The 26,377-nt window shown below is 54.2% G+C and carries 18 protein-coding genes; 10 read left to right on the top strand and 8 right to left on the bottom strand.

The features are described 5' to 3' along the window. Window positions 1-26: 26 nt before the first annotated feature. From yfaE to ubiG, 4 genes are all read right to left on the bottom strand, one after another. Window positions 27-281, bottom strand: a complete 255-nt coding sequence (yfaE, locus tag QRN24_RS06815) for a class I ribonucleotide reductase maintenance protein YfaE (RefSeq protein WP_014170967.1) — start codon at window positions 279-281, stop codon at window positions 27-29. Beyond that, a complete protein-coding gene (nrdB, locus tag QRN24_RS06820) occupies window positions 281-1,411 on the bottom strand; it encodes a class Ia ribonucleoside-diphosphate reductase subunit beta (protein ID WP_014170966.1) in 1,131 nt (376 codons plus the stop codon). Before nrdB ends, yfaE begins: the two co-directional genes overlap by 1 nt. 51 nt (window positions 1,412-1,462) lie before the next feature. Continuing rightward, window positions 1,463-3,748 (bottom strand): class 1a ribonucleoside-diphosphate reductase subunit alpha, encoded by a 2,286-nt coding sequence (gene nrdA, locus QRN24_RS06825; RefSeq protein WP_020883162.1) that lies wholly within the window; start codon window positions 3,746-3,748, stop codon window positions 1,463-1,465. A 347-nt stretch (window positions 3,749-4,095) separates the two neighbouring features. After that, window positions 4,096-4,824, bottom strand: a complete 729-nt coding sequence (gene ubiG / locus QRN24_RS06830) for a bifunctional 2-polyprenyl-6-hydroxyphenol methylase/3-demethylubiquinol 3-O-methyltransferase UbiG (protein WP_014170964.1) — start codon at window positions 4,822-4,824, stop codon at window positions 4,096-4,098. 146 nt (window positions 4,825-4,970) lie between these two features. Between ubiG and gyrA the strand changes: the two genes are divergently transcribed. Both gyrA and rcsC read left to right on the top strand, forming a co-directional pair. Beyond that, the gene (gene gyrA, locus QRN24_RS06835; protein WP_014170963.1) at window positions 4,971-7,607 is read left to right on the top strand and encodes a DNA topoisomerase (ATP-hydrolyzing) subunit A; all 2,637 of its coding nucleotides are present in this window, start codon (window positions 4,971-4,973) and stop codon (window positions 7,605-7,607) included. A gap of 135 nt (window positions 7,608-7,742) precedes the next feature. Beyond that, window positions 7,743-10,589 (top strand): two-component system sensor histidine kinase RcsC, encoded by a 2,847-nt coding sequence (rcsC, locus tag QRN24_RS06840; RefSeq protein WP_014170962.1) that lies wholly within the window; start codon window positions 7,743-7,745, stop codon window positions 10,587-10,589. Between the two features lie 88 nt (window positions 10,590-10,677). Here rcsC and rcsB read toward each other — a convergent pair whose 3' ends face one another. After that, window positions 10,678-11,328 (bottom strand): response regulator transcription factor RcsB, encoded by a 651-nt coding sequence (gene rcsB / locus QRN24_RS06845; RefSeq protein WP_006176468.1) that lies wholly within the window; start codon window positions 11,326-11,328, stop codon window positions 10,678-10,680. A gap of 16 nt (window positions 11,329-11,344) precedes the next feature. Next, window positions 11,345-14,017 (bottom strand): phosphotransferase RcsD, encoded by a 2,673-nt coding sequence (gene rcsD / locus QRN24_RS06850; RefSeq protein ID WP_020883163.1) that lies wholly within the window; start codon window positions 14,015-14,017, stop codon window positions 11,345-11,347. Window positions 14,018-14,761: 744 nt separating this feature from the next. On the opposite strand from rcsD, the gene QRN24_RS06855 reads away from it, so the two are divergent. The 6 genes from QRN24_RS06855 (at window position 14,762) to mgtE (ending at window position 22,130) form a co-directional block, all read left to right on the top strand. Then, a complete protein-coding gene (locus QRN24_RS06855; protein ID WP_014170959.1) occupies window positions 14,762-15,877 on the top strand; it encodes a porin OmpC in 1,116 nt (371 codons plus the stop codon). Window positions 15,878-15,990: 113 nt separating this feature from the next. After that, a complete protein-coding gene (gene apbE, locus QRN24_RS06860) occupies window positions 15,991-17,046 on the top strand; it encodes an FAD:protein FMN transferase ApbE (protein WP_014170957.1) in 1,056 nt (351 codons plus the stop codon). A gap of 72 nt (window positions 17,047-17,118) precedes the next feature. Beyond that, window positions 17,119-18,177, top strand: coding sequence for a bifunctional DNA-binding transcriptional regulator/O6-methylguanine-DNA methyltransferase Ada (ada, locus tag QRN24_RS06865; RefSeq protein ID WP_284942529.1), 1,059 nt, complete (start codon window positions 17,119-17,121; stop codon window positions 18,175-18,177). Next, complete coding sequence (gene alkB / locus QRN24_RS06870) at window positions 18,177-18,827, top strand: DNA oxidative demethylase AlkB (protein ID WP_020883168.1); 651 nt, start codon at window positions 18,177-18,179, stop codon at window positions 18,825-18,827. The genes ada and alkB overlap by 1 nt, the downstream gene beginning before the upstream one ends. Before the next feature lie 75 nt (window positions 18,828-18,902). Continuing rightward, window positions 18,903-20,546, top strand: a complete 1,644-nt coding sequence (locus QRN24_RS06875; protein WP_014170954.1) for a multidrug ABC transporter permease/ATP-binding protein — start codon at window positions 18,903-18,905, stop codon at window positions 20,544-20,546. 147 nt (window positions 20,547-20,693) lie between these two features. Then, window positions 20,694-22,130, top strand: a complete 1,437-nt coding sequence (gene mgtE / locus QRN24_RS06880) for a magnesium transporter (RefSeq protein WP_020883169.1) — start codon at window positions 20,694-20,696, stop codon at window positions 22,128-22,130. On the opposite strand, the gene QRN24_RS06885 is transcribed toward mgtE, so the two are convergent. Then, entirely contained in the window at window positions 22,093-23,382 is a 1,290-nt protein-coding gene (locus QRN24_RS06885) for a SulP family inorganic anion transporter (protein WP_047742943.1), read from the bottom strand. The genes mgtE and QRN24_RS06885 overlap by 38 nt on opposite strands. 187 nt (window positions 23,383-23,569) lie before the next feature. Here QRN24_RS06885 and mqo point away from each other — a divergent pair, with 187 nt between their 5' ends. After that, a complete protein-coding gene (gene mqo, locus QRN24_RS06890) occupies window positions 23,570-25,222 on the top strand; it encodes a malate dehydrogenase (quinone) (protein WP_138014043.1) in 1,653 nt (550 codons plus the stop codon). 93 nt (window positions 25,223-25,315) lie between these two features. On the opposite strand, the gene eco is transcribed toward mqo, so the two are convergent. Beyond that, window positions 25,316-25,819 (bottom strand): serine protease inhibitor ecotin, encoded by a 504-nt coding sequence (gene eco / locus QRN24_RS06895; protein WP_040018015.1) that lies wholly within the window; start codon window positions 25,817-25,819, stop codon window positions 25,316-25,318. Window positions 25,820-26,028: 209 nt separating this feature from the next. Between eco and QRN24_RS06900 the strand changes: the two genes are divergently transcribed. Further along, on the top strand, window positions 26,029-26,289 hold the full coding sequence (locus QRN24_RS06900) for a DUF2534 family protein (protein WP_010433451.1): 261 nt from the start codon (window positions 26,029-26,031) through the stop codon (window positions 26,287-26,289). Window positions 26,290-26,377: the final 88 nt, after the last annotated feature.

A 26,377-nucleotide genomic window follows, 5' to 3' on the forward strand; every position in this document is an offset into this window, starting at 1 on the left:
TTTTTTATTTCGCCCGGAGGGGCGGTTTACATCTCAATCTCTATATCGCCTTTTGCCCGGCAGCAGCAGGGCAAAATTTCACCTTCGTTGATGAAGGCCAGCGGTTCGGTCAGCCAGTCCACTTGTCCGGCGACTAAACGGCAGCGACATGATCCGCAATAGCCTGAGCGGCATTGATACTCCACTTCAACCTGATGCGCCTCAAGCGCAATCAACAGGGAAGGGTGTTCTTCCCGGCACAGCACTTCGGTACCGGAAAGGCTAAGCGTTACGCGGCTCATCAGAGCTGGAAGTCGCTCAGGTCGTCGGTATTAACTTCAGAGTCAATCTGCCCGACCAGATAAGAACTGACTTCCACTTCCTGTGGCGCAACCTGCACGTTATCGGATACCAGCCAGGTGTTGATCCACGGAATTGGGTTAGAGCGGGTTTTGAACGGCAGCTCAAGCCCGACCGCCTGCATACGGATGTTGGTGATGTACTCAACATACTGGCACAGGATGTCTTTGTTCAGGCCAATCATGGAGCCGTCGCGGAACAGGTAGTCTGCCCACTCTTTCTCCTGCTGAGCGGCCAGCACGAACAGGTCATAGCACTCCTGTTTGCACTCTTCGGCAATCTCAGCCATCTCCGGATCGTCTGTACCGCTGCGCAGCAGGTTCAGCATATGCTGGGTGCCGGTCAGGTGCAGGGCTTCGTCACGGGCGATCAGACGGATGATTTTGGCATTACCTTCCATCAGCTTGCGTTCCGCAAAAGCGAAGGAGCAGGCGAAGCTCACGTAGAAGCGGATGGCTTCCAGTGCGTTAACGCTCATCAGGCACAGGTAAAGCTGTTTCTTCAGCGCGCGCAGGCTCACGGTGACGGTTTTGCCGTTCACGGTGTGGGTGCCTTCGCCCAGCAGATGCCAGTAGCTGGTCATCTCGATCAGTTCGTCGTAGTAGTGCGCAATACCTTCAGCACGTTTCTGGATCTGCTCGTTAGTGACGATATCGTCAAACACCACCGCCGGATCGTTAACGATGTTGCGGATAATGTGGGTGTAAGAGCGGGAGTGGATGGTCTCAGAAAACGCCCAGGTTTCCACCCAGGTTTCCAGCTCCGGAATGGAGATCAGCGGCAGCAGCGCCACGTTCGGGCTACGGCCCTGAATGGAGTCCAGCAGCGTCTGGTACTTCAGGTTGCTGATGAAGATATGCTTTTCGTGCTCCGGCAACGCCTGGAAATCGATACGATCGCGAGAGACGTCAACTTCTTCCGGGCGCCAGAAGAAGGAGAGTTGCTTTTCAATCAGCTTTTCGAAGATGTCATATTTTTGCTGATCGTAGCGTGCCACGTTGACCGGTTGCCCGAAGAACATCGGCTCTTTGAGCTGGTCGTTTTTCGTCTGTGAAAAGGTGGTGTATGCCATGAATTGGAGTCCTGTCTTACGAAATAAAGGCGGGGATATCCCCGCCCTTCATTAGATCTTACATGCGCCGCTTTCGCAGCCATCGTCCTGAATTGACGGTGCCATGTCATCCTGAGCGTCTTCCGCACCATCACGGGTGTTGTGATAGTACAGGGTTTTCACACCAAATTTGTAGGCGGTGAGCAGGTCTTTCAACAGTTGCTGCATCGGTACCTTGCCAGACGGGAAGCGCGTCGGGTCGTAGTTGGTGTTAGCAGAAATCGACTGGTCGATAAACTTCTGCATGATCCCCACCAGCTGCAGGTAACCGTCGTTGTTTGGCATTTCCCACAGCAGCTCGTAGTTGTCTTTCAGCAGCTCGTAGTCAGGCACAACCTGACGCAGGATACCGTCTTTCGACGCTTTAATGCTGACGTGGCCGCGCGGTGGTTCAATACCGTTGGTGGCGTTAGAGATCTGCGAGGAGGTCTCAGACGGCATCAGGGCAGACAGCGTGGAGTTACGCAGGCCGTGAGTCTTGATGGATTCACGCAGCGCTTCCCAGTCCAGATGCAGCGGTTCGTTAGAAATCGCATCCAGGTCTTTCTTGTAGGTATCGATCGGCAGAATGCCTTTCGCATAGGTGGTTTCGTTGAACCACGGGCACGCGCCTTGCTCTTTCGCCAGCTCGTTGGAGGCTTTCAGCAGGTAGTACTGAATCGCTTCGAACGTTTCGTGGGTCAGGTTGTTCGCGCTGCCGTCGGAGTAACGCTTACCGTGTTTCGCCAGCCAGTAGGCAAAGTTGATAACGCCGATACCGAGGGTACGACGGCCCATTGCTCCACGTTTTGCCGCCGGGATTGGGTAGTCCTGGTAATCCAGCAGGGCATCCAGCGCACGCACGGCCAGCACCGCCAGCTCTTCCAGCTCTTCCAGGCTCTTGATAGCGCCCAGGTTGAAAGCAGAGAGGGTGCAGAGCGCGATTTCGCCGTTTTCGTCGTTAACATCTTCCAGCGGTTTGGTCGGCAGGGCGATTTCCAGGCACAGGTTAGACTGGCGCACTGGCGCAACCACCGGGTCAAACGGGCTATGGGTGTTGCAGTGGTCAACGTTCTGAATGTAGATACGGCCGGTAGAGGCACGTTCCTGCATCATCAGGGAGAACAGGTCAACCGCCTTAACGCGCTGCTTACGGATGCTGTCGTCTTTTTCGTATTTGGTGTACAGACGCTCAAACTCATCCTGATCGGCGAAGAACGCGTCATACAGGCCCGGAACGTCGGACGGGCTGAACAGGGTGATGTCTTCACCTTTCAGCAGACGGGTGTACATCAGCTTGTTGATCTGTACGCCGTAGTCCATGTGACGAACGCGGTTGCCTTCAACGCCACGGTTGTTTTTCAGTACCAGCAGGCTTTCCACTTCCAGGTGCCACATTGGGTAGAACAGGGTAGCTGCACCACCGCGTACGCCGCCCTGAGAGCAGGATTTTACCGCGGTCTGGAAGTGTTTGTAGAACGGGATACAGCCGGTGTGGAACGCTTCACCGCCGCGAATCGGGCTACCCAGTGCACGGATGCGACCGGCGTTGATGCCGATACCGGCACGCTGGGAGACATATTTCACGATGGCGCTGGAGGTCGCGTTGATGGAATCCAGGCTGTCACCACACTCGATCAGGACGCATGAGCTGAACTGACGGGTTGGGGTTCGCACGCCAGACATGATTGGCGTAGGCAGAGAAATCTTGAACGTGGAAACCGCATCGTAGAAACGCTTCACGTATTCCAGACGGGTGTCACGCGGGTAGTTAGAGAACAGGCAGGCGGCCACCAGAATATAGAGGAACTGGGCGCTTTCGTAGATCTCACCGGTCACACGGTTCTGAACCAGGTATTTGCCTTCGAGCTGCTTCACCGCCGCGTAAGAGAAGTTCATGTCGCGCCAGTGATCGATAAACCCGTTCATCTGCTCGAACTCTTCTTCCGTATAGTCTTCCAGCAGATGCGTGTCGTATTTGCCCAGCTCAACCATTTTCACCACGTGATCGTAAAGCTTTGGCGGCTCAAACTGGCCGTACGCTTTTTTACGCAGGTGGAAAATCGCCAGACGTGCAGCGAGGTACTGATAATCCGGGGCTTCACGGGAGATGAGATCCGCCGCAGCCTTGATGATGGTTTCGTGGATATCAGACGTCTTGATGCCATCGTAGAACTGAATGTGAGAGCGCAGTTCAACCTGGGAGATAGATACGTTATTCAGTCCTTCTGCTGCCCAGTCGAGAACACGATGGATTTTGTCCAGATTGATACGCTCGGTGGTACCGTCGCGCTTAGTCACCAGCAGACTCTGATTCATGTGGGTTTTACCTGTCCGTGAAATAAAAAATATCCCCCGCTTATCCACAGATCCGTCTTGTGACTAACTCTGTGGATAAATACTACATATAGGGGGTTTGCGATAAGAAAAACGCTATATGGTGAGTATTCTAGTATCGAATCTTTTCAGCACAAGGGTTGATTTTGACGTTAAATTGAGGTTGTCAAAGGGTAAAAAAGGCTAAGTCCTCGTACCGTAAGGCCTGGAAGAGATGTCAATAATTAAGAAAAAAAATTCAAAATTTGATCGAGTGCTGATTTCTTCAACGGGAGGTCAGAATTGCGCAACATGATGTCGCGCAATCTTTATAAGAATAATGGATGACGTCAGTCGTTTTTGGCGGTTGTATGCAACATATAGTTAACATCTACACCCGGTGCGAGTTTGAATTTATCGGTCAATGGATTGTAATGCAGACCGGTGATGTGCTGCTCCTTGAGCCACGTCTGATCAACCCAGCTCAGTAATTCAGCAGGCTTGATGAATTTCTTCACGTCGTGCGTGCCTTTTGGCACCATACGCAGCACATACTCCGCCCCGACGACCGCCATCAGCCAGGCTTTTCCGTTTCGGTTGATCGTCGAGAAGAAGACCTGGCCGCCCGGTTTCACCAGTTTTGCACAGGCGTGAACCACGGACTGGGGGTCGGGAACGTGCTCCAGCATTTCCATACAGGTCACCACGTCGTACTGATGGGCATGCTTCGCCGCATGTTCTTCGACGGTTTCCTGCACATATTCCACCTGCACTCCAGATTCCAGCGCATGAAGACGGGCAACCTGCAGCGGTTCAAAGCCCATATCCAGACCGGTGACGGTGGCCCCTTCGCGCGCCATGCTTTCTGCCAGAATGCCGCCGCCGCAGCCGACGTCGAGCACTTTCTTACCGAACAGGCCGCCGGAACGCTCCGCGATATAGCCCAGACGCAGCGGGTTAATGCGGTGCAGAGGTTTAAACTCACCTTCGAGATCCCACCAGCGGGATGCCACCGCTTCGAATTTGGCAATCTCTTCATGGTCAACGTTGTGAGCCACCGGGGATTTTTCGGCATTCATGGGCGCTTTTACTCCTTATTTTGCAAGACTTCGGAGTATATCAGCCCGCGCGGTTGAATAAAGCTTATTGGTTTACCTCAATCACCGCGGCTGTGTTATAATTTGCGACCTTTGAATCCGGGATACAGTAGAGGGATAGCGGTTAGATGAGCGACCTTGCGAGAGAAATTACACCGGTTAACATCGAGGAAGAGCTGAAGAGCTCCTATCTGGACTATGCGATGTCGGTCATTGTTGGCCGTGCGCTGCCGGACGTCCGCGATGGCCTGAAGCCGGTACACCGTCGCGTACTATACGCCATGAACGTATTGGGCAATGACTGGAATAAAGCCTACAAAAAATCTGCCCGTGTCGTTGGTGACGTAATCGGTAAATACCATCCCCATGGTGATTCCGCGGTGTACGACACTATCGTCCGAATGGCGCAGCCATTCTCGCTGCGTTACATGCTGGTAGATGGTCAGGGTAACTTTGGTTCTATCGACGGCGACTCCGCCGCGGCAATGCGTTATACGGAAATCCGTCTGGCGAAAATTGCCCATGAGCTGATGGCTGACCTGGAAAAAGAGACGGTTGATTTCGTTGATAACTATGACGGCACGGAACGCATTCCGGACGTTATGCCAACGAAAATCCCTAACCTGCTGGTGAACGGTTCGTCCGGTATCGCCGTCGGTATGGCAACCAACATTCCACCGCATAACATCACGGAAGTGATCAACGGTTGCCTGGCCTATATTGAGGATGAAGACATCAGCATTGAAGGGCTGATGGAACACATCCCGGGTCCAGACTTCCCGACGGCGGCGATCATCAACGGTCGTCGTGGTATTGAAGAAGCGTACCGCACCGGACGTGGCAAGATTTATATCCGTGCCCGCGCCGAAGTGGAAGCGGACGCCAAAACCGGCCGTGAAACCATCATTGTTCACGAGATCCCGTATCAGGTGAACAAAGCGCGTCTGATTGAAAAAATCGCCGAGCTGGTAAAAGAAAAACGTGTTGAAGGCATCAGCGCGCTGCGTGACGAATCTGATAAAGACGGCATGCGCATCGTGATTGAAATCAAACGCGACGCGGTGGGCGAGGTTGTACTGAACAACCTGTATTCCCAGACTCAGCTCCAGGTCTCCTTCGGTATCAACATGGTTGCATTGCACCATGGTCAGCCGAAGATCATGAACCTGAAAGATATTCTGAGCGCGTTTGTGCGTCACCGCCGTGAAGTGGTGACTCGCCGTACTATTTTCGAACTGCGTAAAGCCCGCGATCGTGCGCATATCCTTGAAGCGCTGGCCGTTGCACTGGCAAACATCGACCCAATCATTGAGTTGATTCGCCGTGCACCAACCCCTGCGGAAGCGAAAGCGTCTCTGATTGCCCGTCCGTGGGATCTGGGCAACGTGGCCGCCATGCTGGAACGCGCTGGCGACGATGCTGCGCGTCCTGAGTGGCTGGAGCCTGAGTTCGGCGTGCGTGACGGTCAGTACTACCTGACTGAACAGCAGGCCCAGGCGATTCTGGATCTGCGTCTGCAGAAATTGACCGGCCTTGAGCACGAAAAACTGCTCGACGAATACAAAGAACTGCTGGAACAGATTGCCGAGCTGCTGCATATCCTGGGTAGCGCAGAGCGCCTGATGGAAGTGATCCGTGAAGAGCTGGAACTGGTCCGCGATCAGTTCGGCGATGAGCGTCGCACCGAAATCACGGCGAACAGCTCTGATATCAACATTGAAGATCTGATCAACCGCGAAGATGTGGTGGTCACCCTGTCTCACCAGGGCTATGTGAAGTATCAGCCGCTGACCGACTACGAAGCACAGCGTCGTGGCGGTAAAGGCAAATCGGCAGCACGTATTAAAGAAGAAGACTTTATTGACCGTCTGCTGGTGGCAAACACCCATGACACGATCCTCTGCTTCTCAAGCCGTGGTCGTCTGTACTGGATGAAGGTCTATCAGCTGCCAGAAGCGAGCCGTGGTGCACGTGGTCGTCCAATCGTGAACCTGCTGCCGCTGGAAGCGAACGAACGTATCACCGCGATTCTGCCGGTACGTGAGTACGAAGAAGGCGTGAACGTCTTTATGGCGACCGCCAGCGGTACCGTGAAGAAAACCGCGCTGACCGAATTCAGCCGTCCACGTTCTGCCGGTATCATCGCGGTGAACCTGAACGACGGTGACGAACTGATTGGCGTTGACCTCACCTCCGGTTCCGATGAAGTGATGCTGTTCTCCGCCGCCGGTAAAGTGGTGCGCTTCAAAGAGAACGCGGTTCGTGCAATGGGCCGTACTGCAACAGGTGTTCGTGGTATCAAACTGGCCGGTGAAGATACCGTCGTTTCCCTGATCGTTCCGCGCGGTGAAGGTGCTATCCTGACCGTCACGCAGAACGGTTACGGTAAACGTACTGCCGAAAGCGAATATCCGACCAAGTCTCGTGGCACGCAGGGCGTTATCTCTATCAAGGTTACCGAGCGCAACGGATCCGTTGTGGGCGCGGTACAGGTAGACGATGCCGACCAGATCATGATGATCACGGATGCCGGTACGCTGGTGCGTACACGCGTATCTGAGATCAGCGTGGTTGGCCGTAATACTCAGGGTGTGATCCTCATCCGTACCGCGGAAGATGAGAACGTCGTGGGTCTGCAGCGTGTAGCTGAGCCTGTGGATGACGAAGAACTCGACTCCATCGACGGTAGCGTCGCAGAAGGTGATGATGAAATCGCACCAGAAGCCGATACCGAAGATGATGCAGCGGATGACGCTGACGAGTAATGTCTCCTGATGCAAAAAGGGCCGGTTTCCGGCCCTTTTCTTTTGCACAAGCAGATAAGTGAACGTTGCGACAAGGCGCGTTTACCGCTACCTTAACCACATTCTTTTTGACCCCGACGGCGGAGCCTCGCCCCTTTGAAATACCTCGTCTCCTTTCGTACCACGCTGAAAGTCTCTCGCTATCTGTTTCGGGCGCTGGCGCTCTTGCTTTGGTTGCTGGTGGCATTATTGTCGGTGTTTTACATCGTTAACGCCCTTCATCAGAAAGAAGCGGAGATCCGCCAGGAGTTTAACTTAAGCTCCGATCAGGCCCAGCGCTATATTCAGCGAACGTCCGACGTGATGAAGGAGCTGAAGTACATTGCCGAGAATCGGCTGACCGCGGAAAACGGCATTCTTGCCATCCGTGGGCGTAATGACAAAACCGAAGTACCGAATTTCGAGCCGCTGTTTCCGGATTCCGATTGCTCTGCGATGGGCAGCACCTGGCGTGGTTCACTGGAGTCGCTCTCCTGGTTTATGCGCTACTGGCGTGACAACTTTTCCGCCGCCTATGATCTGAACCGCGTCTTCCTGATTGGCAGTGAAAATCTCTGCATGGCCGACTTTGGCCTGCGCGATGTGCCCGTTGAGCGCGATGATGCGCTGAAAAGCCTGCACGAACGTATTGTGAAATATCGCAATGCGCCGCAGGACGAGCGCGGGAATAACATCTTCTGGATAAGCCAGGGGCCACGCATGGGCGTGGGCTATTTCTACGCCCTCACGCCGGTCTATCTGGGCAATCGTCTGCAGGCGCTGCTGGGGATTGAACAGACCATTCGCATGGAAAACTTCTTCACGCCGGGCAGTCTGCCGATGGGCGTGACCATTCTGGATGAAAACGGACATACCCTGATCTCACTTGCCGGTCCGGATAATCGACTGAACGTCGATCCGCACTGGATGCAGGAGCGGTCGTGGTTTGGCTATACCTCAGGCTTCCGTGAGCTGGTGCTTAAAAAGAGCTTGCCGCCTTCGTCGCTGAGTATTGTCTATTCGCTGCCCGTGGATATGGTGCTTGAGCGGATCCGCATTCTTATCATGAACGCGATTTTGCTGAACCTGCTGGCCGGGGGGGCGCTGTTTACCCTGGCGCGAATGTATGAGCGCAAAATCTTTATACCCGCCGAAAGCGACGCCCAGCGGCTGGAAGAGCACGAGCAGTTTAACCGCAAGATTGTCGCCTCGGCGCCGGTGGGGATCTGCATCCTGCGCACGCAGGACGGGACCAATATCCTCAGTAACGAGCTGGCGCATAACTACCTGAACATGCTGACGCATGAGGACCGACAGAGGCTGACGCAGATTATCTGTGGCCAGCAGGTGAACTTCGTTGACGTGCTGACCAGCACGCACACGAACCTGCAAATCAGCTTTGTGCACTCCCGCTATCGTAATGAGAACGTGGCAATTTGCGTCCTGGTAGACGTCTCGGCGCGTGTGAAGATGGAAGAGTCCCTGCAGGAGATGGCGCAGGCCGCTGAGCAGGCCAGCCAGTCGAAATCCATGTTCCTTGCCACCGTCAGCCACGAGTTGCGTACCCCGCTGTACGGGATTATCGGTAACCTTGATCTTCTCCAGACCAAAGAGCTGCCGAAAGGGGTCGATCGCCTGGTGACGGCGATGAATAACTCCTCCAGCCTGCTGCTGAAAATCATCAGCGATATTCTCGATTTCTCCAAAATTGAGTCGGAGCAGCTGAAAATTGAGCCGCGGGAGTTTTCTCCGCGCGAGGTGATGAACCACATCAGCGCCAACTATCTGCCGCTGGTGGTGCGTAAACAGCTGGGCCTCTACTGCTTTATTGAGCCGGACGTGCCGCTGACGCTGCATGGCGATCCGATGCGTCTGCAGCAGGTCATTTCTAACCTGCTCAGTAACGCCATTAAATTTACCGATATCGGCTGCATTGTGTTGCATGTGTGCCGGGCAGGGGACTACCTGAGTATTCGCGTGCGTGATACCGGCGTGGGTATCCCGGCGAAGGAAGTGGTGCGTCTGTTTGACCCGTTCTTCCAGGTCGGTACCGGCGTACAGCGTAACTTCCAGGGGACCGGGCTGGGTCTGGCGATCTGTGAGAAGCTCGTGAGCATGATGGACGGCGATATCTCCGTTGATACCGAGCCAGGCATGGGAAGCCAGTTTACTATCCGCATTCCGCTCTATTCTGCCCAGTACCCGGCAAAAGCGGTGGTGGACGGCCTGAGCGATAAGCGCTGCTGGCTGGCAGTACACAATGCCTCACTGAATGATTACCTGACGGCGCTTCTTACCCACAGCGGCGTGCGCGTGTCCCGCTATGAAGGGCAAACGCCGGATGTCGACGATGTGCTGATCACCGACGAGGTGCTGGAACAACCCTGGCAGGGCAGAGGGGTGGTTCACTTCTGCCGTCGCCATATCGGTATTCCGGTCGAACGAGCTCCGGGTGAATGGGTGCACAGCGTGGCAACGCCGCATGAGCTCATGAGCCTGCTGGCACGTATCTACAGCGTGCAGCTGGAAGATAGCGACGGGGCGACGGAGTTGCCGTCACCGGATGCGCTGGCATCGCTGAATGACGATATGATGATTCTGGTGGTGGATGACCATCCGATTAACCGTCGCCTGCTGGCAGACCAGCTGGGTTCGCTTGGTTATCAGTGCAAAACCGCCAATGACGGCGTGGATGCGCTGAACGTGCTGAGTAAAAACCACATTGATATCGTTCTTAGCGACGTCAACATGCCGAATATGGATGGCTACCGTCTGACGCAGCGTATACGCCAGCTTGGCCTGACGTTGCCGGTCGTGGGCGTGACGGCGAATGCGCTGGCGGAAGAGAAACAGCGCTGTCTGGAGTCAGGGATGGACAGTTGTCTGTCGAAACCGGTGACGCTGGACGTCCTGAAACAGACGATTTCCGTGTATGCGGAACGGGTCAGAAAAGCGAGAGTATAAAAAAAGGCCCGTCAGGGCCTTTTTTGTTGTTTCCCTCACACGCCGGGAGGGGGGAGGTAAGGCCATCAGGCCGCACACCCGGTAAACATCAATCCTTATCCGACGCGCTCAGCGTAACGGAGGAGAGATAGTTTAGCAGCGCAATATCGTTATCCACACCCAGTTTCATCATTGCTGATTTCTTCTGGCTACTGATGGTTTTAATACTGCGGTTCAGCTTCTTGGCAATCTCGGTGACCAGGAAACCTTCGGCGAACAGGCGCAGAACTTCGCTCTCTTTCGGAGACAGGCGTTTGTCGCCATAGCCACCGGCGCTGATTTTTTCCAGCAAACGAGAGACGCTTTCAGGCGTGAACTTCTTGCCTTTCTGCAGAGCAGCGAGCGCTTTTGGCAGATCGGTCGGCGCACCCTGTTTCAGCACAATCCCTTCGATATCCAGATCCAGCACGGCGCTGAGAATGGCCGGGTTGTTGTTCATGGTCAGAACAATGATCGAAATGTCCGGGAAGTGACGTTTGATATATTTGATGAGTGTGATCCCATCACCGTATTTGTCCCCAGGCATAGAGAGATCGGTGATGAGCACATGCGCATCAAGCTTTGGGAGGTTATTGATCAGTGCTGTAGAGTCTTCAAATTCACCGACTACATTCACCCACTCGATCTGTTCAAGTGATTTGCGAATACCGAACAGTACAATCGGATGGTCATCGGCAATAATTACGTTCATATTGTTCATGTATAAGGCTACCTTGCTACAGCAAGCTTTTGACGTAGGCGTCAATGTCGCTGATGTATTTTTCAATGCCAGAGGCATCTTTCTCACGAATTAGATGTTCCAGCGTTTCACATAACTGCTTGCCGGGAACCAGATTAAGCATGGCAAACACCCCTTTAAGCCGGTGTGCTGTCTGTGCCAGCGCTGCAAAATCATTCGCAGCGGACTCAGTATACAACCGCTTAACATCATCTGGTACTGTATCAACAAAGAGTGAATAGTATCCGCTGGCGTGAAGCTCGGCATTTTCATTGCCGCCTAACGGTGATTCCGCTATCTCTTCCTGCGCCAGTTGCTCTTCTATTAGTTGTAGTACAGCTTCCTGCATCGCATTGCTTATATTAAAGTTGACGCGCAGCTGGCCTGGGCCGATTTTTCGCACGCCTGGCTCATCATCGCTTAAAAGCAAGCCGGAGGCAGTAAGATTAGACGGATTATCAGTTAAAAACAGATCAAATTCTTGACTTGAGAGTCTTTCATCTGGCGTTATGCAGGCCGCGCCCCAGTTTTCTAACTGACGAACCACAATATTGCGGATCTCATTCGAGGTCACATCCACCATCACGACCACATCATCCAGCAGGCGTTCTTCGTCTTCTTCCTGTGGATTCGCCGCCATTTTAACGTGCAGTGAGTAACGCGTGCCAAGTGATTCGCGGGCCTTGATATTCAGATGGCCACCGAGCTTACGTGCCAGCTGATCGCACAGCCAGAAGGTCAGGGCATTGGCCTTGCCGTAATGATCGCTCTGGGTGTCATTCAGGAACGGGAAATGCAGATTATCGATTTCACTTGTCGTTACGCCTTCCCCGGTATCCAGGATACGGAACGTCAGGCGATCTTCAGCCGACTCGTCGGTACTGACTTCCAGGGTGATCTTGCCGATCTGGGTGGTGGTGACGGCGTACTGAATAATCATCAGCAGAATGCGACGCAGCGCTTCGCGATCGCCGTGACGTTCATCATTCGCCGGTAAATGGTTATTGATCAGCAGCTGCAGCCCTTTGCGCTTAATCACGGGCAGGACCTCAGGCACCACTTCATCGATCAGATTCTGGATAGAGAAGAGGGTCGGCGTTCCTTTCCAGAAATCATTTTCGAGCATATTCGCCAGCTGGATCTCATCTACCATGCGCACCAGCGAGTCGGCCTGGCAGGCAAGCTGATGACTTTCAGATGTATTCAGCGCCGCCGCCTGGGTCGCCAGCATTTTTAACGGCTTCTTGAAGGCATCACCAATATTTTGCATAAAGGCAGCGCGCCCCTGCTGGTTTTTCTCATACAGACGTTGTGCCTGCTTGAGCTTTTTATTCACCAGCACTTCACGATCCTGATCGCGGATGATGAAGATCTGCGTGCGGGAGGCGATCTGGCTGCGGAACTGTCGGATCTCATACAGCTCGTTATTAATGGTGGCCTGAATCACGCCCTGATGTTGATCCGCCATGGCGGTGATGTTCTGCAGATTGAGATGAGGCAGCAGGTGGTCAGCAATTTTATTGCTCATCACCGTACGGTTGGCTTCCTGATCGTGAACCAGCACCCCAAGCGGCAGCACGGAAATAATCTCTTCATTCAGCGCGCGCAACACGCGCAGTTCGTTACTGGTTCCTGCCGGGACCGGGGCGGCATCGCTTTGACGCCCTGACTGGAAGCGGAACGTGCTGTAGCCAAACAGCGCCAGCGCCAGCAGGCCGATATTCAGCAGCAGGGGCAGCAGGATATTTTGCAGCGTATCAAGCAGCAGGGTGCCGAACGGCACTTGCCACACCAGACGCATACCGGTTGAGTTCAGCGAAGAGGCAATTTCGATTTTCGAGCCGTTAAAGGAGATCGATACGCTCTCTGCGGCCTCTTTATCCGATGCGGCACGCATATTCTGAGTGCTGCTGTCCGGCTCCAGACGGAAGCTGTCGAGCGGCATATCCGGTGGAATCAAGTCATTGATGGGCAAATCAAAGGCCACTACCGTCGCCAGATGGCCTGGCTGGTTAAAAGTGGTACGCAGCGTAAAGTAATGGCCATTCTGCCAGGCGAGGCGGCGCAGAGATGAGAAGCTCTCACGTTCATCAAGGGCGTTCGCCTGCTGCAGCATTTCTGCCCGGCGGGAATCGACAATGCTGCCCACAGTCGTCTCTTTGAAACCGGAAGAGAGATCTTTTAGCGGCAGGGTTGAGATCAGGATCATGCTGTTGTCCTGACCGTTCAGATAGTACATCGACCACGGCACCGTCTCGGCACCCCAAAGGGTATCAAGATAGGTTGAGATGCGCTGGGTCATCTCAAGCGTTGCGCTGTCATGAGAGCCGAAGATCAGCGCTTCGGTTTTGCGCTGTGGTTTTTCCAGATAATAGACGTCTTGCTTCAGGCGAGTCTCCTGAAGCCCGTCTCCGGAAGAGGTTGCCGGCGCGGCCGCGATGTTGTCGTAAATCTGCCAGGTTGCATAGCGCCAGGTATCAATGCGCTTGTGGACGGCGTGGGTGATATCAACAACCTGATAGCTCTTGTCCTTCAGCCAGGCGTTAACCGCGCTCTGAACCATAACCCCCATTGTGACTAGCAGCACAACGATCAAAAGAAGAAAGAAACGGGTGATGCTCCCGGGTAAGAGGGAGAATTTGCTCGGAGCGGTAGTTTCAGTCTGACTCATTGATATCTTTAACCCGTAATGGTCGTGCTCTATGGCGATAGGGCAGTATAAAGGGTAATACCTGAATTTCCAGCGTCACGCTCTTTGAACCCGCCACTTTTTCGACTGACAATATCGGAGAACGCCATTGCATGAAACATGTACAAAGCGAGTGAACGTGTACAAATAAAAACCGATACATACCGGTAAATAGCACGAATTAACAAGAAATTGAGATTTGCAGTAATGACGCGGTTCTCGAGGAGAGAGGAAACGAATTTAGTTAATAGTCGTTACAATTTCAGTGCGGTAGCACAAAAAAAACGCATGCTACGTAAAGAAAGGTAAAAAAAAACCGAATGCCAGGCATTCGGTAGAATTAGGGATAAACAGACATTCAAATCTGAATGACGGTAATAAATAAAGTTAATGATGATAGCGAGAGTTATTTTAGAGATAACGGCCGATCTTGTTTTGTCATTCAGTGCTGTAAATATTTTTAATGTAGTTTACTGAATTTAAATGTTTTTTCTTTTCGCTTGATGATAAGTGCTAAATTCTTAAGCTCTCTGTGCTTTGTAAAAGTTCCTTGATATTTACATTTTGAAACATGTTTATCGTGAAATGAAACATTTTCAAAGTTTTCGTATCATATTCCCGTTGGATTATTCTGTAATTTTGCGGAGAATGAAATTGCCGACTGGTTAATGAGGGTTAATCAGTAAGCAGTGGCAATTATAAGGCATATAACAGAGGGTTAATAAAATGAAAGTTAAAGTACTGTCCCTCCTGGTACCAGCTCTGCTGGTGGCAGGCGCAGCAAATGCGGCTGAAATTTATAACAAAGATGGCAACAAATTAGATCTGTACGGCAAAGTTGATGGTCTGCACTATTTCTCTGACGACAAGAGCAATGATGGCGACCAGACTTACATGCGTCTTGGCTTCAAAGGCGAAACCCAGGTTAACGATCAGCTGACCGGTTACGGCCAGTGGGAATACCAGATTCAGGGCAACACCTCTGAAAGCGACAACCAGTCCTGGACGCGTGTAGCGTTCGCGGGTCTGAAATTCGCTGACGCGGGTTCTTTCGATTATGGTCGTAACTACGGTGTGATCTACGACGTAACATCCTGGACTGACGTTTTGCCAGAATTTGGCGGCGACACCTACGGTGCAGACAACTTCCTGCAATCCCGTGCTAACGGCGTAGCAACCTACCGTAACCAGGACTTCTTCGGTCTGGTTGATGGCCTGAACTTTGCTCTGCAGTATCAGGGTAAAAACGGCAGCGTAAGCGGTGAAAACGATTCCGGTCGTAGCACCCTGAAACAGAACGGTGACGGTTACGGCGCGTCTGTGACCTACAACCTGGGCGAAGGCTTCAGCATCGGTGGTGCGATGTCTTCTTCTAAACGTACTGCTGACCAGAACGACACCACTAACCTGGCGCTGAAAGGCGAAGGCGATCGTGCTGAAGTTTACTCTGGTGGCCTGAAATACGACGCCAACAACATCTACCTGGCGGCGCAGTACTCTCAGACCTATAACGCAACCCGTTTCGGTAACTCTCAGAGCAGCAGCGACATTTACGGCTTTGCTAACAAAGCACAGAACTTCGAAGTGGTTGCTCAGTACCAGTTCGACTTCGGTCTGCGTCCATCCGTGGCTTACCTGCAGTCCAAAGGTAAAGACATCGAAGGTTACGGCGATCAGGATCTGCTGAAATATGTTGATGTTGGCGCGACTTACTACTTCAACAAAAACATGTCCACCTACGTTGATTACAAAATCAACCTGGTTGATGAAAATGAATTCACCCGTCAGGCGGGTATCGGTACTGATGATATCGTAGCGCTGGGTCTGGTTTACCAGTTCTAATCGCTTCATCGTGTGACAAAGGGGGCCTTATGGCCCCTTTTTCGTGCCTTTTCGGTTCTTACAATTCACCCTTTTGGTGTACTCTTGCCGCCCTGGCATGAGGATAATAATGAATGGACATGACTTTTTTACGCGCCAGCTTCCTGGCTATACTTTTTTTCCTGACAGCATGTGACTCTTCCACGCCTGTGGCCAAAACGGATGCTCCCGCGGCGACGGTGCTGGAAGGCAAAACGATGGGCACATTCTGGCGTGTCAGCGTGATGAATCTCGATAAGACACGCGCTGACGAACTTCGCAGCAAAATTCAGTCGCAGCTGGACGCCGACGATCAGCTTCTTTCGACCTACAAAAATGACTCTGCGCTGATGCGCTTTAACCTCTCTACCAGCACTTCCCTGTGGCCGGTGAGCGAAGCAATGGCCGATATCGTGACCGAATCAATGCGCGTGGGCTACAAGACCAACGGCGCGATGGACGTGACCGTGGGGCCGCTGGTTAACCTGTGGGGGTTTGGCCCGAACAAGCAGCCTGTCACCACGCCTGACCAGGCGGCGATAGATGACGCCCGCGCCCGGACAGGGTTGCAGCACCTGACGGTGATCAACCAGTACGGGCAACAGTACCTGCAAAAAGATATTCCCGATCTGTTTGTCGATCTGTCGACGGTAGGGGAAGGGTATGCGGCAGATCATCTGGCCGCGCTGATGGCCCAGGAAGGTATTTCGCGTTACCTGGTGTCCGTGGGCGGTGCGTTAGTCAGCCGCGGCATGAATGCCAGCGGTAATCCGTGGCGAGTGGCGATTCAAAAACCGACCGACCAGCAAAACGCCGTACAGGCGATTGTGGATATCAACGGTCACGGTATCAGCACCTCCGGGAGCTACCGTAACTATTATGAGCTCGACGGGAAGCGGATTTCGCATGTCATCGATCCGCAGACCGGCCGCCCAATCGCGCATAATCTGGTCTCGGTGACGGTCATTGCCCCCACCGCGCTGGAAGCCGATGCCTGGGATACCGGGTTAATGGTCCTCGGTCCGGAGAAAGCCAAAGAGGTGGTCCGCCAGGAAGGACTGGCTGTCTATATGATCACCAAAGAGGCTGATGGCTTCAAAACCTGGAGTTCGCCGCAGTTCGACAGCTTCCTGGTGAGTGATAAGAATTAAAAAGCAAGGTTGCGGGTTTTTAATCAGTGGCACTCGGGCACGCTGTATGTATGCTTGTAAGAGGAGCTGATGATGAAAAACCCGACCTTTACTACCGATGACGATCGCTGGCTGGCCGTGCTGGCTCGCGATCCGCGTGCTGACGATCAGTTTGTCTTTGCCGTGCAAACGACGGGGATCGTCTGTCGTCCGTCCTGCCGTGCCCGCCACGCATTACGTAAAAATGTCCGCTTCTACCCCGATGTAGATCGTGCCCTTCAGGCAGGGTTTCGCCCGTGTAAACGCTGTAAGCCGGACAAACGCGATCCGCAGGAACAGACGCTGGCAAAAGTTGAACATGCCTGCCGTCTGCTGGAGCGCGATCCCGCGTTAACGCTGGAAATGCTGGCGCAGCAGGTCGCCATGAGTCCTTTCCACTTCCACCGCTTGTTTAAGTCCGTTACCGGTATGACGCCTAAAGCCTGGCAACAGGCGGCGCGGGTACAACGCCTGCGTACCGCGCTTGCGCAGGGGGACAAAATTACCGATGCCGTGCTGGCCGCCGGGTTTCCTGACAGCAGCAGCTATTATCGTCAAGCCAACGCTGCGCTGGGCATGACGGCGAAGCAGTACCGGAAAGGGGATGTGGCGGTGCGTTATGCGATTGGTGAGTGTTCGTTAGGCCGTTGCCTGGTGGGTGAAAGCGAGCGCGGGATCTGCGCGATTCTGCTGGGTGACGACGATGCGACATTAACCGAGGAGCTTTTGACGCTGTTTCCAAAAGCAGAGCGAGAAACGCTGGAAGGAGAATTCGCCCGGCGTATTGAGCGGGTGATTAGCGCTATCGATGACCATACCGTGCCGCTGGCACTTCCGCTGGATATTCGGGGCACCGCTTTCCAGCAGCGTGTGTGGCAGGCGCTTCGTGACATTCCCCGCGGTGAAACGGCAAGTTATCGCCAGGTGGCGCAGACGATCGGTAGCCCAGGCGCTGTCCGTGCGGTGGCGGGAGCCTGTGCCGCAAATAAACTGGCCGTTATCATCCCCTGCCACCGTGTTGTTCGTCACGACGGTGCGCTTTCAGGCTACCGCTGGGGGACAGAACGAAAGGCGTTGTTACTGAAACGTGAGGCAAAGAACCCGGAGGGATAATGCTCGATCTTTTTGCGGATGCGGAACCCTGGCAGGAGCCCCTTGCGCCCGGCGCGGTGATCCTGCGCCGCTTTGCGCTTTCCCGCGCGGCGGCGCTGCTTGCCGGCATCGATGAGGTGGCGGCGGTCTCGCCGTTTCGACACATGGTGACACCCGGGGGGTACACCATGTCGGTGGCGATGACGAACTGCGGGGAACTGGGCTGGGCGACAAACGCGCAGGGCTATGTATATGCCCCGGGCGATCCTGTAACCGGCCAGCCATGGCCGCCGATGCCTGACGTTTTTCGGGCGCTCTGCCATGACGCCGCCGTTGAAGCGGGCTATGCCGACTTTCGCCCGGATGCCTGTCTGATTAACCGCTACGCCGTGGGGGCAAAGCTCTCGCTGCATCAGGACAAGGATGAACCCGATCTGCGCGCGCCGATCGTCTCGGTATCCTTAGGCCTGCCCGCGGTCTTCCAGTTTGGCGGATTACGCCGTAACGATCCGCTGAAACGGCTCATGCTTGAGCACGGTGATGTGGTGGTTTGGGGCAGGGAATCGCGGCTTTTTTATCACGGCATTCAGCCCCTCAAACCGGGAGTACATCCTCAGACCGGCGAGTTCCGTCTTAACCTGACGTTCCGGCAGGCATCCCGTGGCCAATAAAAATAAGAATTATTCTTGATGTAACCGTCCGGCAGTTTAAACTGCTGGCTGATTTTTATTGCCCGGATTGCCTGCATGCAACTACTTCTCCTCGTCTGGCGTCAGTATCGCTGGCCCTTCATTGCCGTCATGGCGTTAAGCCTCGCCAGCGCCGCGTTAGGTATCGGCCTGATCGCGTTTATTAACGTGCGCTTGATTGAAATGGTCGATACCTCACTCGCCGTCCTGCCGGAGTTTCTTGGCCTGCTACTGCTGTTGATGGCGGTGACGCTCGGCTCGCAGCTGGCGCTGACGGCGCTGGGACACCATTTCGTTTTCCGTCTGCGCAGTGAATTTATCAAGCGTATTCTGGACACGCAGGTAGAACGCGTTGAGCAGCTTGGAAGTGCCTCCCTGCTGGCAGGGCTGACCAGCGACGTGCGCGCCATTACCATTGCCTTCGTTCGTCTGCCGGAGCTGGTGCAGGGCATTATTTTGACCTTTGGTTCGGCGGCGTATCTCGCCTGGCTCTCCACAAAAATGCTGGCGGTCACTGCGCTGTGGATTGTTATCACCATCTGGGGCGGTTTTCTGCTGGTGTCGCGCGTCTATAAACACATGGCGGTGCTGCGTGAAACCGAGGATAAGCTCTATAACGATTACCAGACCGTGCTGGAAGGGCGTAAAGAGCTGACCCTGAATCGCGAGCGTGCCGAGCATATCTTTAACCATCTCTATATTCCCGATGCCCGCGAATACCGGCATCACATCATTCGCGCCGATACCTTCCACCTGAGCGCGGTGAACTGGTCGAACATTATGATGTTGGGCGCCATTGGTCTGGTCTTCTGGATGGCGAACAGTCTGGGATGGGCGGATACCAACGTCGCGGCGACCTATTCACTGACGCTGCTGTTTTTGCGTACACCGCTCCTCTCCGCCGTGGGCGCATTGCCAACGTTGCTGAGCGCTCAGGTGGCGTTTAACAAGCTCAATAAATTCGATCTCGCACCGTTTAAAGCCGAATTCCCACGCCCGCAGGCCTTCCCGAACTGGCAAACCCTGGAGCTGCGTAACGTCATGTTCCGCTATCAGGACAACGCTTTTTCCGTCGGACCGGTAAACCTGACGATTCATCGCGGCGAGCTGCTGTTCCTGATTGGCGGTAACGGTAGCGGGAAATCCACGCTGGCGATGCTGCTCACCGGCTTATATCAGCCGCAATCGGGCGAGATTTTGCTGGATGGTAAAGCGCTGAGCGCGGAGAAACCCGAGGATTATCGCAAGCTCTTCTCGGCGGTCTTCACCGATGTCTGGCTCTTTGATCACCTCCTGGGGCCGGAAGGGCAGCAGGCTAACCCTGCGCTGGTGGAGAAATGGCTTGGGCAACTGCAGATGTCCCATAAGCTTGAGCTTCAGGACGGTAAAATCCTGAACCTGAAACTCTCGAAGGGGCAGAAAAAGCGCGTGGCGCTGCTGCTGGCACTGGCTGAAGAGCGCGACATCATCCTGCTTGATGAATGGGCGGCAGACCAGGACCCGCATTTCCGCCGCGAGTTTTATCAGGTGTTACTGCCGTTGATGAAGGCGATGGGCAAAACTATTTTCGCCATCAGCCATGACGATCACTACTTCATTCATGCCGACCGTCTGCTGGAGATGCGCGACGGCAAGCTCAGCGAGTTGACCGGCGAGGAGCGCGATGCGGCGTCTCGTGATGCGGTAGCACGCACGGCCTGATGTCTCGTCTGACCCTCTCCGACCGGGAGAGGGGATAAAATCGCGGCCGATGTGCCGCTTTTTTATGCATCCCGTCCCGTTGTTTATTCTTATTTACATATCCCCGCGCTATGCTTAATGCCATCTCATTTCATGGATTTATGATTGATGTCGGTATTAAAGAAAAACAGCGCCCGGCAGCGTGACCAGGAACGTGCGCGTCTCATCTGGCTTCTCACGACCGATAAAGCGGTCACTTCTGCGTTACTGGGAAAACTGACCCTGGCTGAGCAATATGATGTCGGCACTTTAGCCGACGATATTGCTGAGGTAGGTGCACTGGTTGCCCATTTGCCTCCGCCCGACCTGGCGGATACCCTCGAAGCACTTCCCTCGGAAGAGCGTCACGCCCTGTGGCGTCTGGTGCAGGATCACGAGCGCGGGCAGGTGCTGCTGGAGGCGTCGGAAAACGTCTGGGATGATCTTATCGATGAGATGAGCGACCGGGATATTCTTGATGCCCTGCAAACGCTGGATATCGACGAGCAGATTTACCTTGTTCAACACCTGCCGCGTAACCTGACCGGCCGACTGCTCGCCTCGTTGCCTGCCGATGAGCGGGCGCGCGTGCGCCAGGTGATGCACTACGATAAACACAGCGTTGGCGCAATTATGGAGTTTGGCGTCATCACGGTGCGCCCGGACGTCACGCTCGGCACGGTGCAGCGCTATTTACGCCGCCTGGGCAGTATGCCCGACAACACCGATAAACTGTTCGTGACCTCGCGGGATAAAACCTTGCTTGGTGAGCTGGAGCTGAAAACGATCCTGCTCAACAGCACTCAGCGGCGGGTGAGCGAGGTCATGGAAAACGAGCCGATGGTCTTCTCGCCGGAGGATGACGCGGAAAAAGCCGCGCGTACCTTCGAACGTGACGACCTCGTGAGTGCGGCGGTCGTGGACTCGGTCGGCAAGCTGATGGGACGTCTGACAATCGATGAGATCGTTGACGTGGTCTACGAAGAGACCGATAACGATCTGCGTGCGCTTGGTGGGATCAGCGCCGAAGATGACGTCCATGCCTCCGTGGGCAAGGCGGTCAAAACCCGCTGGGCCTGGCTTGCCATTAACCTCTGTACCGCGTTTATCGCCTCCCGCGTGATTGATGGCTTCGAACACACCATTTCGCAGCTGGTCGCGTTAGCCTCGCTGATGCCGATTGTGGCCGGGATAGGCGGCAACACCGGCAACCAGACCATCACCATGATTGTTCGCGCGCTGGCGCTGGAGAACATTCAGCCGGGTAACTTTGCCTTCCTGATCTTCAGAGAGATGGGCGTGGCGCTGATTAATGGCCTGGTGTGGGGCGGAATTATGGGCGGCATTACCTGGTGGCTGTACGACGATATGGCATTAGGCGGCGTGATGATGCTGGCGATGGTGCTGAACCTGCTGGTTGCGTCGATGATGGGCGTCATCATCCCGTTGACGATGACAAAACTCGGGCGCGACCCCGCAGTGGGGTCGAGCGTCATGATCACTGCCATCACCGATACGGGCGGCTTCTTTATTTTTCTTGGGCTGGCAACGCTTTTTCTTCTTTAACCCGACGCTTAATTCGGGCGGGAAGGAGTGCCATCACGATAATCCCGCCCAGCACGCCAATGGCCAGGTTACCGGTTGATACCGTGGCTGCAACGGTCACCAGCATCACGACCGTTTCCGCAAGGGGGGCATTTTTCACCGTCGCGGGCTGCAGGCTATGCCAGCTGAAGGTTTTGACGGCGACAATCGCCATAATCCCGGCCAGCACGGCCATCGGGATGCGGGCCATCACTTCACTCAGCGCCGTCACCAGCACCAGAAGCACCAGACCGGCCGCAACAGTGGAAATGCGGCTGCGGCCTTTGCCCATCTCCACGTTGACGATGGTTTGACCAATCATGGCGCAGCCTGCGATACCGCCATACCAGCCGGCCAGAATGTTACCGATGCCCAGACCAATGCTTTCGCGGCGCTTGCCGGACGGGCTCGCCGTCAGCTCATCCACCAATTTTGCCGTCAGCAGCGACTCCAGCAGACCCACAAACGCAATGCTTAATGCGCATGGCCAGATAATGCTCAGCGTATCGGTGTTCAGCGGGACAAGCAGCTGCGTCAGCCCGGGCAGGCCACCGCTCATGGTGCCTTCGTCACCCACGGTCGGCAGGATTTGCCCGGTGGTCACGGTAAACAGGGTTAACACCACAATGGCAATAAGCGGCGCGGGGATACTTTTGATATAGCGGGGCACCCAGAGGACGATCAGCAGCGTCAGCACGAACAGGCCCACAATCAGCGGGCTTCGGCTCCAGAAATGGGGAACCTGGGCGAAGAAGATCAAAATACCGAGCGCGTTAACAAACCCGGTCATCACCGACTGCGGAATAAAGCGCATCAGTCGCGCCATGCCGAGCACGCCGAAGAGGATCTGGATCGCCCCGGCCAGCAGAACGGCCGGCAAAATGTACTGCACGCCATGCTGATGCACCATCGGGCCAATCACCAGCGCCACGGAACCCGCTGCCGCCGTGACCATTGCCGGGCGGCCTCCGAGCACGGACAGGGCAAGACACAGCACCACGGAAGCAATCAGGCTGACTTTAGGATCAACCCCTGCGACGACAGAAAACGAAATCACTTCAGGAATAAGCGCCAGGGCAGTAATCACGCCTGCCAGCGTTTCACGCATCAGCAGCCGGGGAGAGCGTAACACCGAGGCGACATGGCCTTCATGGGGTAAAGAAGAATCGGGTAATGACATAACACTTCGCAGGTTAGGGCAGGCTTCCGTGCGCGCGATCACAAAACGCAACATACTAGCCAGAAAAGCCGCCTTTTGCCAGCCGCATAGGTAATCCCTCACAAACAATCCATCATTAAATTTCACAATTACAATAATTTCTTAACCTTTAAACACCATTTAAAAGTTGTTACCGTTCCCGCGCAGCTTTTTTCACCTGCAATTTCCACGCATCACGCACTTTTACACTAAGGCATAAATTATGAAAAAAATGACTGCCATGCTCTTGTCTCTGGCCGTGGGGCTGAATACCGTCTCAATGGCGGCAAAAGCTGACACGCCAAAAGAGCAGGAAACGGACGTCCTTTTAATTGGTGGCGGTATTATGAGCGCCACGCTGGGAACCTATCTGCAAGAACTGCAGCCAGACTGGTCTATGACCATGGTCGAGCGCCTCGATGGCGTGGCGCAGGAGAGCTCGAACGGCTGGAACAACGCCGGTACGGGCCATTCGGCACTCATGGAACTGAACTACACACCGCAGAAAAAGGACGGTTCCATTAGTATCGAGAAGGCGGTTGAGATCAACGAAGCATTCCAGATTTCTCGCCAGTTCTGGTCTCACCAGGTGAACAGCGGCGTAATGCACGATCCGCACTCCTTCATCAACACCGTGCCGCACATGAGCTTTGTGTGGGGCGAGCAGAACGTTAACTTCCTGCGTGCGCGCTATGCGGCTCTGCAGCAGAGCACGCTGTTCCGCGGCATGAAATACTCCGAAGATCACGCGCAGATTAAAGAGTGGGCTCCGCTGGTCATGGAAGGTCGTGACCCGAACCAGAAAGTCGCCGCGACCCGTACTGAAATTGGTACTGACGTGAACTACGGCGAAATTACCCGCCAGCTGGTAGGTTCCCTGCAGAAAAAAGAGAACTTTAATCTGCAGCTCAGCACCGAAGTGCGTGGTTTCAAGCGCAATGCGGATAACAGCTGGAGCGTGACCGTTGCCGATCTGAAACACAATGAAGAAGAGCACGTCATCAAGGCGAAGTTTGTCTTTATTGGTGCGGGCGGCGCGGCGCTGAAACTGCTGCAGGAAACCGGTATTCCGGAAGCTGACGATTACGCAGGCTTCCCGGTGGGCGGTCAGTTCCTGGTGTCTGAAAACCCGGAAGTGGTGAATCGTCACCTGGCAAAAGTCTACGGTCAGGCTTCCGTTGGTGCGCCACCCATGTCCGTTCCGCACATCGACACCCGCGTGCTTGACGGTAAACGTGTGGTGCTATTCGGGCCATTCGCGACCTTCTCCACGAAGTTCCTGAAAAACGGTTCCCTCTGGGACCTGCTGAGTGCGACCACCACCTCTAACGTTAAGCCAATGATGGACGTCGGTCTGGATAACTTCGATCTGGTGAAATACCTGATTAGCCAGGTGATGCTCTCTGACGATGAACGCTTTGAGGCGCTGAAAGAGTACTATCCGCAGGCGAAGAAAGAAGACTGGCGTTTATGGCAGGCGGGTCAGCGTGTGCAGATCATCAAACGCGATCCGAAAGAGGGCGGTGTACTGCGTCTGGGTACCGAAGTGGTCAGTGACAAAGAAGGCACCGTTGCTGCGCTGCTGGGTGCGTCACCGGGGGCTTCTACCGCTGCGCCAATCATGCTGCATCTGATGGAAAAAGTGTTTAAAGACAAAGTTGCCAGCCCGGAATGGCAGGCAAAACTGAAAACCATTATTCCTTCTTACGGCACTAAGCTGAACGGTAACGTTGACGCGACGGAACAGGAACTGGAATACACCAGCCGCGTTCTGCAGCTGCAATATGTGAAGCCGCAAGCTGCTGCTGACGCAGCACCGAAGGCAGAGCTGAAGCCTCAGGCGGAAAACAAACCGGTCGCGGATATCGCACTCTGATGTGAAAAAGCCGGGTAGCGTTAGCGCTTACCCGGCTTATTAAACCGCACAGTATCATGGCCGGGTCAGGCGTAATCGCCACCCGGCTTATCCTTAACGGACTTCTGCGGTGCCCGTCTCTTCTTCCGCCTTCCACACGCGATATTTCACTTCCACGTTTGCAGGCGTATAAACGACGATTGGCAGCTTGCTGTTATAGCGCAGCAGACTGTTGTCACCCAGATACGCGGTAACAAATTTCTTCTCTTTCTTGCCATCCGGGCAGGCCATCATGGTCGAAACCGGAGACGTCACTTTATCAAAGACGTAATAGTCGTAGCCCCAACCTTCCAGGGTTTTGCTTTCCAGCTGACCGCCCAGACGGTGCTGGTTGCAGTCCACTTCCAGCGTCTGGCCAATTAACAGTTCCACTTTGAAATTCGCTTCATCCTGCTGAGCGGGTAACTGAATGACCTGACGCTTCATCCCTTTTTCCGCTTGCGGATAAGGCGCTACTTTTTCCAGAGGCTGCGCTTTAGGGGTGTCGCTGGCGAAAGCGCTGGTGCTAACGCATGCGGCGGCAATCAGGGCAATGGCAAATTGAGGTGCTTTTTTCACAGTCATTCCTTTATGTCAAACTATCAGGCACAGGTTAACATAATGTTCGTGAATGGTTAGTGTAATTTACTTACATTTTCAATATTGGCAGCGTATAAAACTCTATTCATGCGAAATGAGTGGTTGTTTGTACTGCATTGGAGTCTGGCGGCAGATCGTGTTATTTTAAGCGCCACATAATGTTATTCATCTGTGAAGGGAAGAGAGAGATGGTACGTGCAAAACTGAAAACACCTGAAGGCCGCAAGTTCCTGTTGGCGCTACTGGTTGTGTTTATGATTGCTGCCGCGTGCGTTGGGCGGGCAACCATTGTTGGCGTTATTGAACAGTACAACATTCCTCTCTCTGCCTGGACGACCAGCATGTATGTCCTGCAATCAGCGATGATCTTTGTTTATAGCCTGGTGTTCACCGTGCTGCTTGCCATTCCGCTGGGCATTTTCTTCCTGGGTGGGCGTGATAAACATTAAACGCCTTTCCAGCGATAAAAAAGCCAGCCTGAGCGCTGGCTTTTTTATTGGCTCGTTGTTCTTCCTCAGGTTTTTTAATCCGTCGTAT

Source organism: Enterobacter sp. MEB024 (assembly GCF_030209635.1).
Taxonomy (GTDB): Bacteria; Pseudomonadota; Gammaproteobacteria; order Enterobacterales; family Enterobacteriaceae; genus Enterobacter; species Enterobacter ludwigii.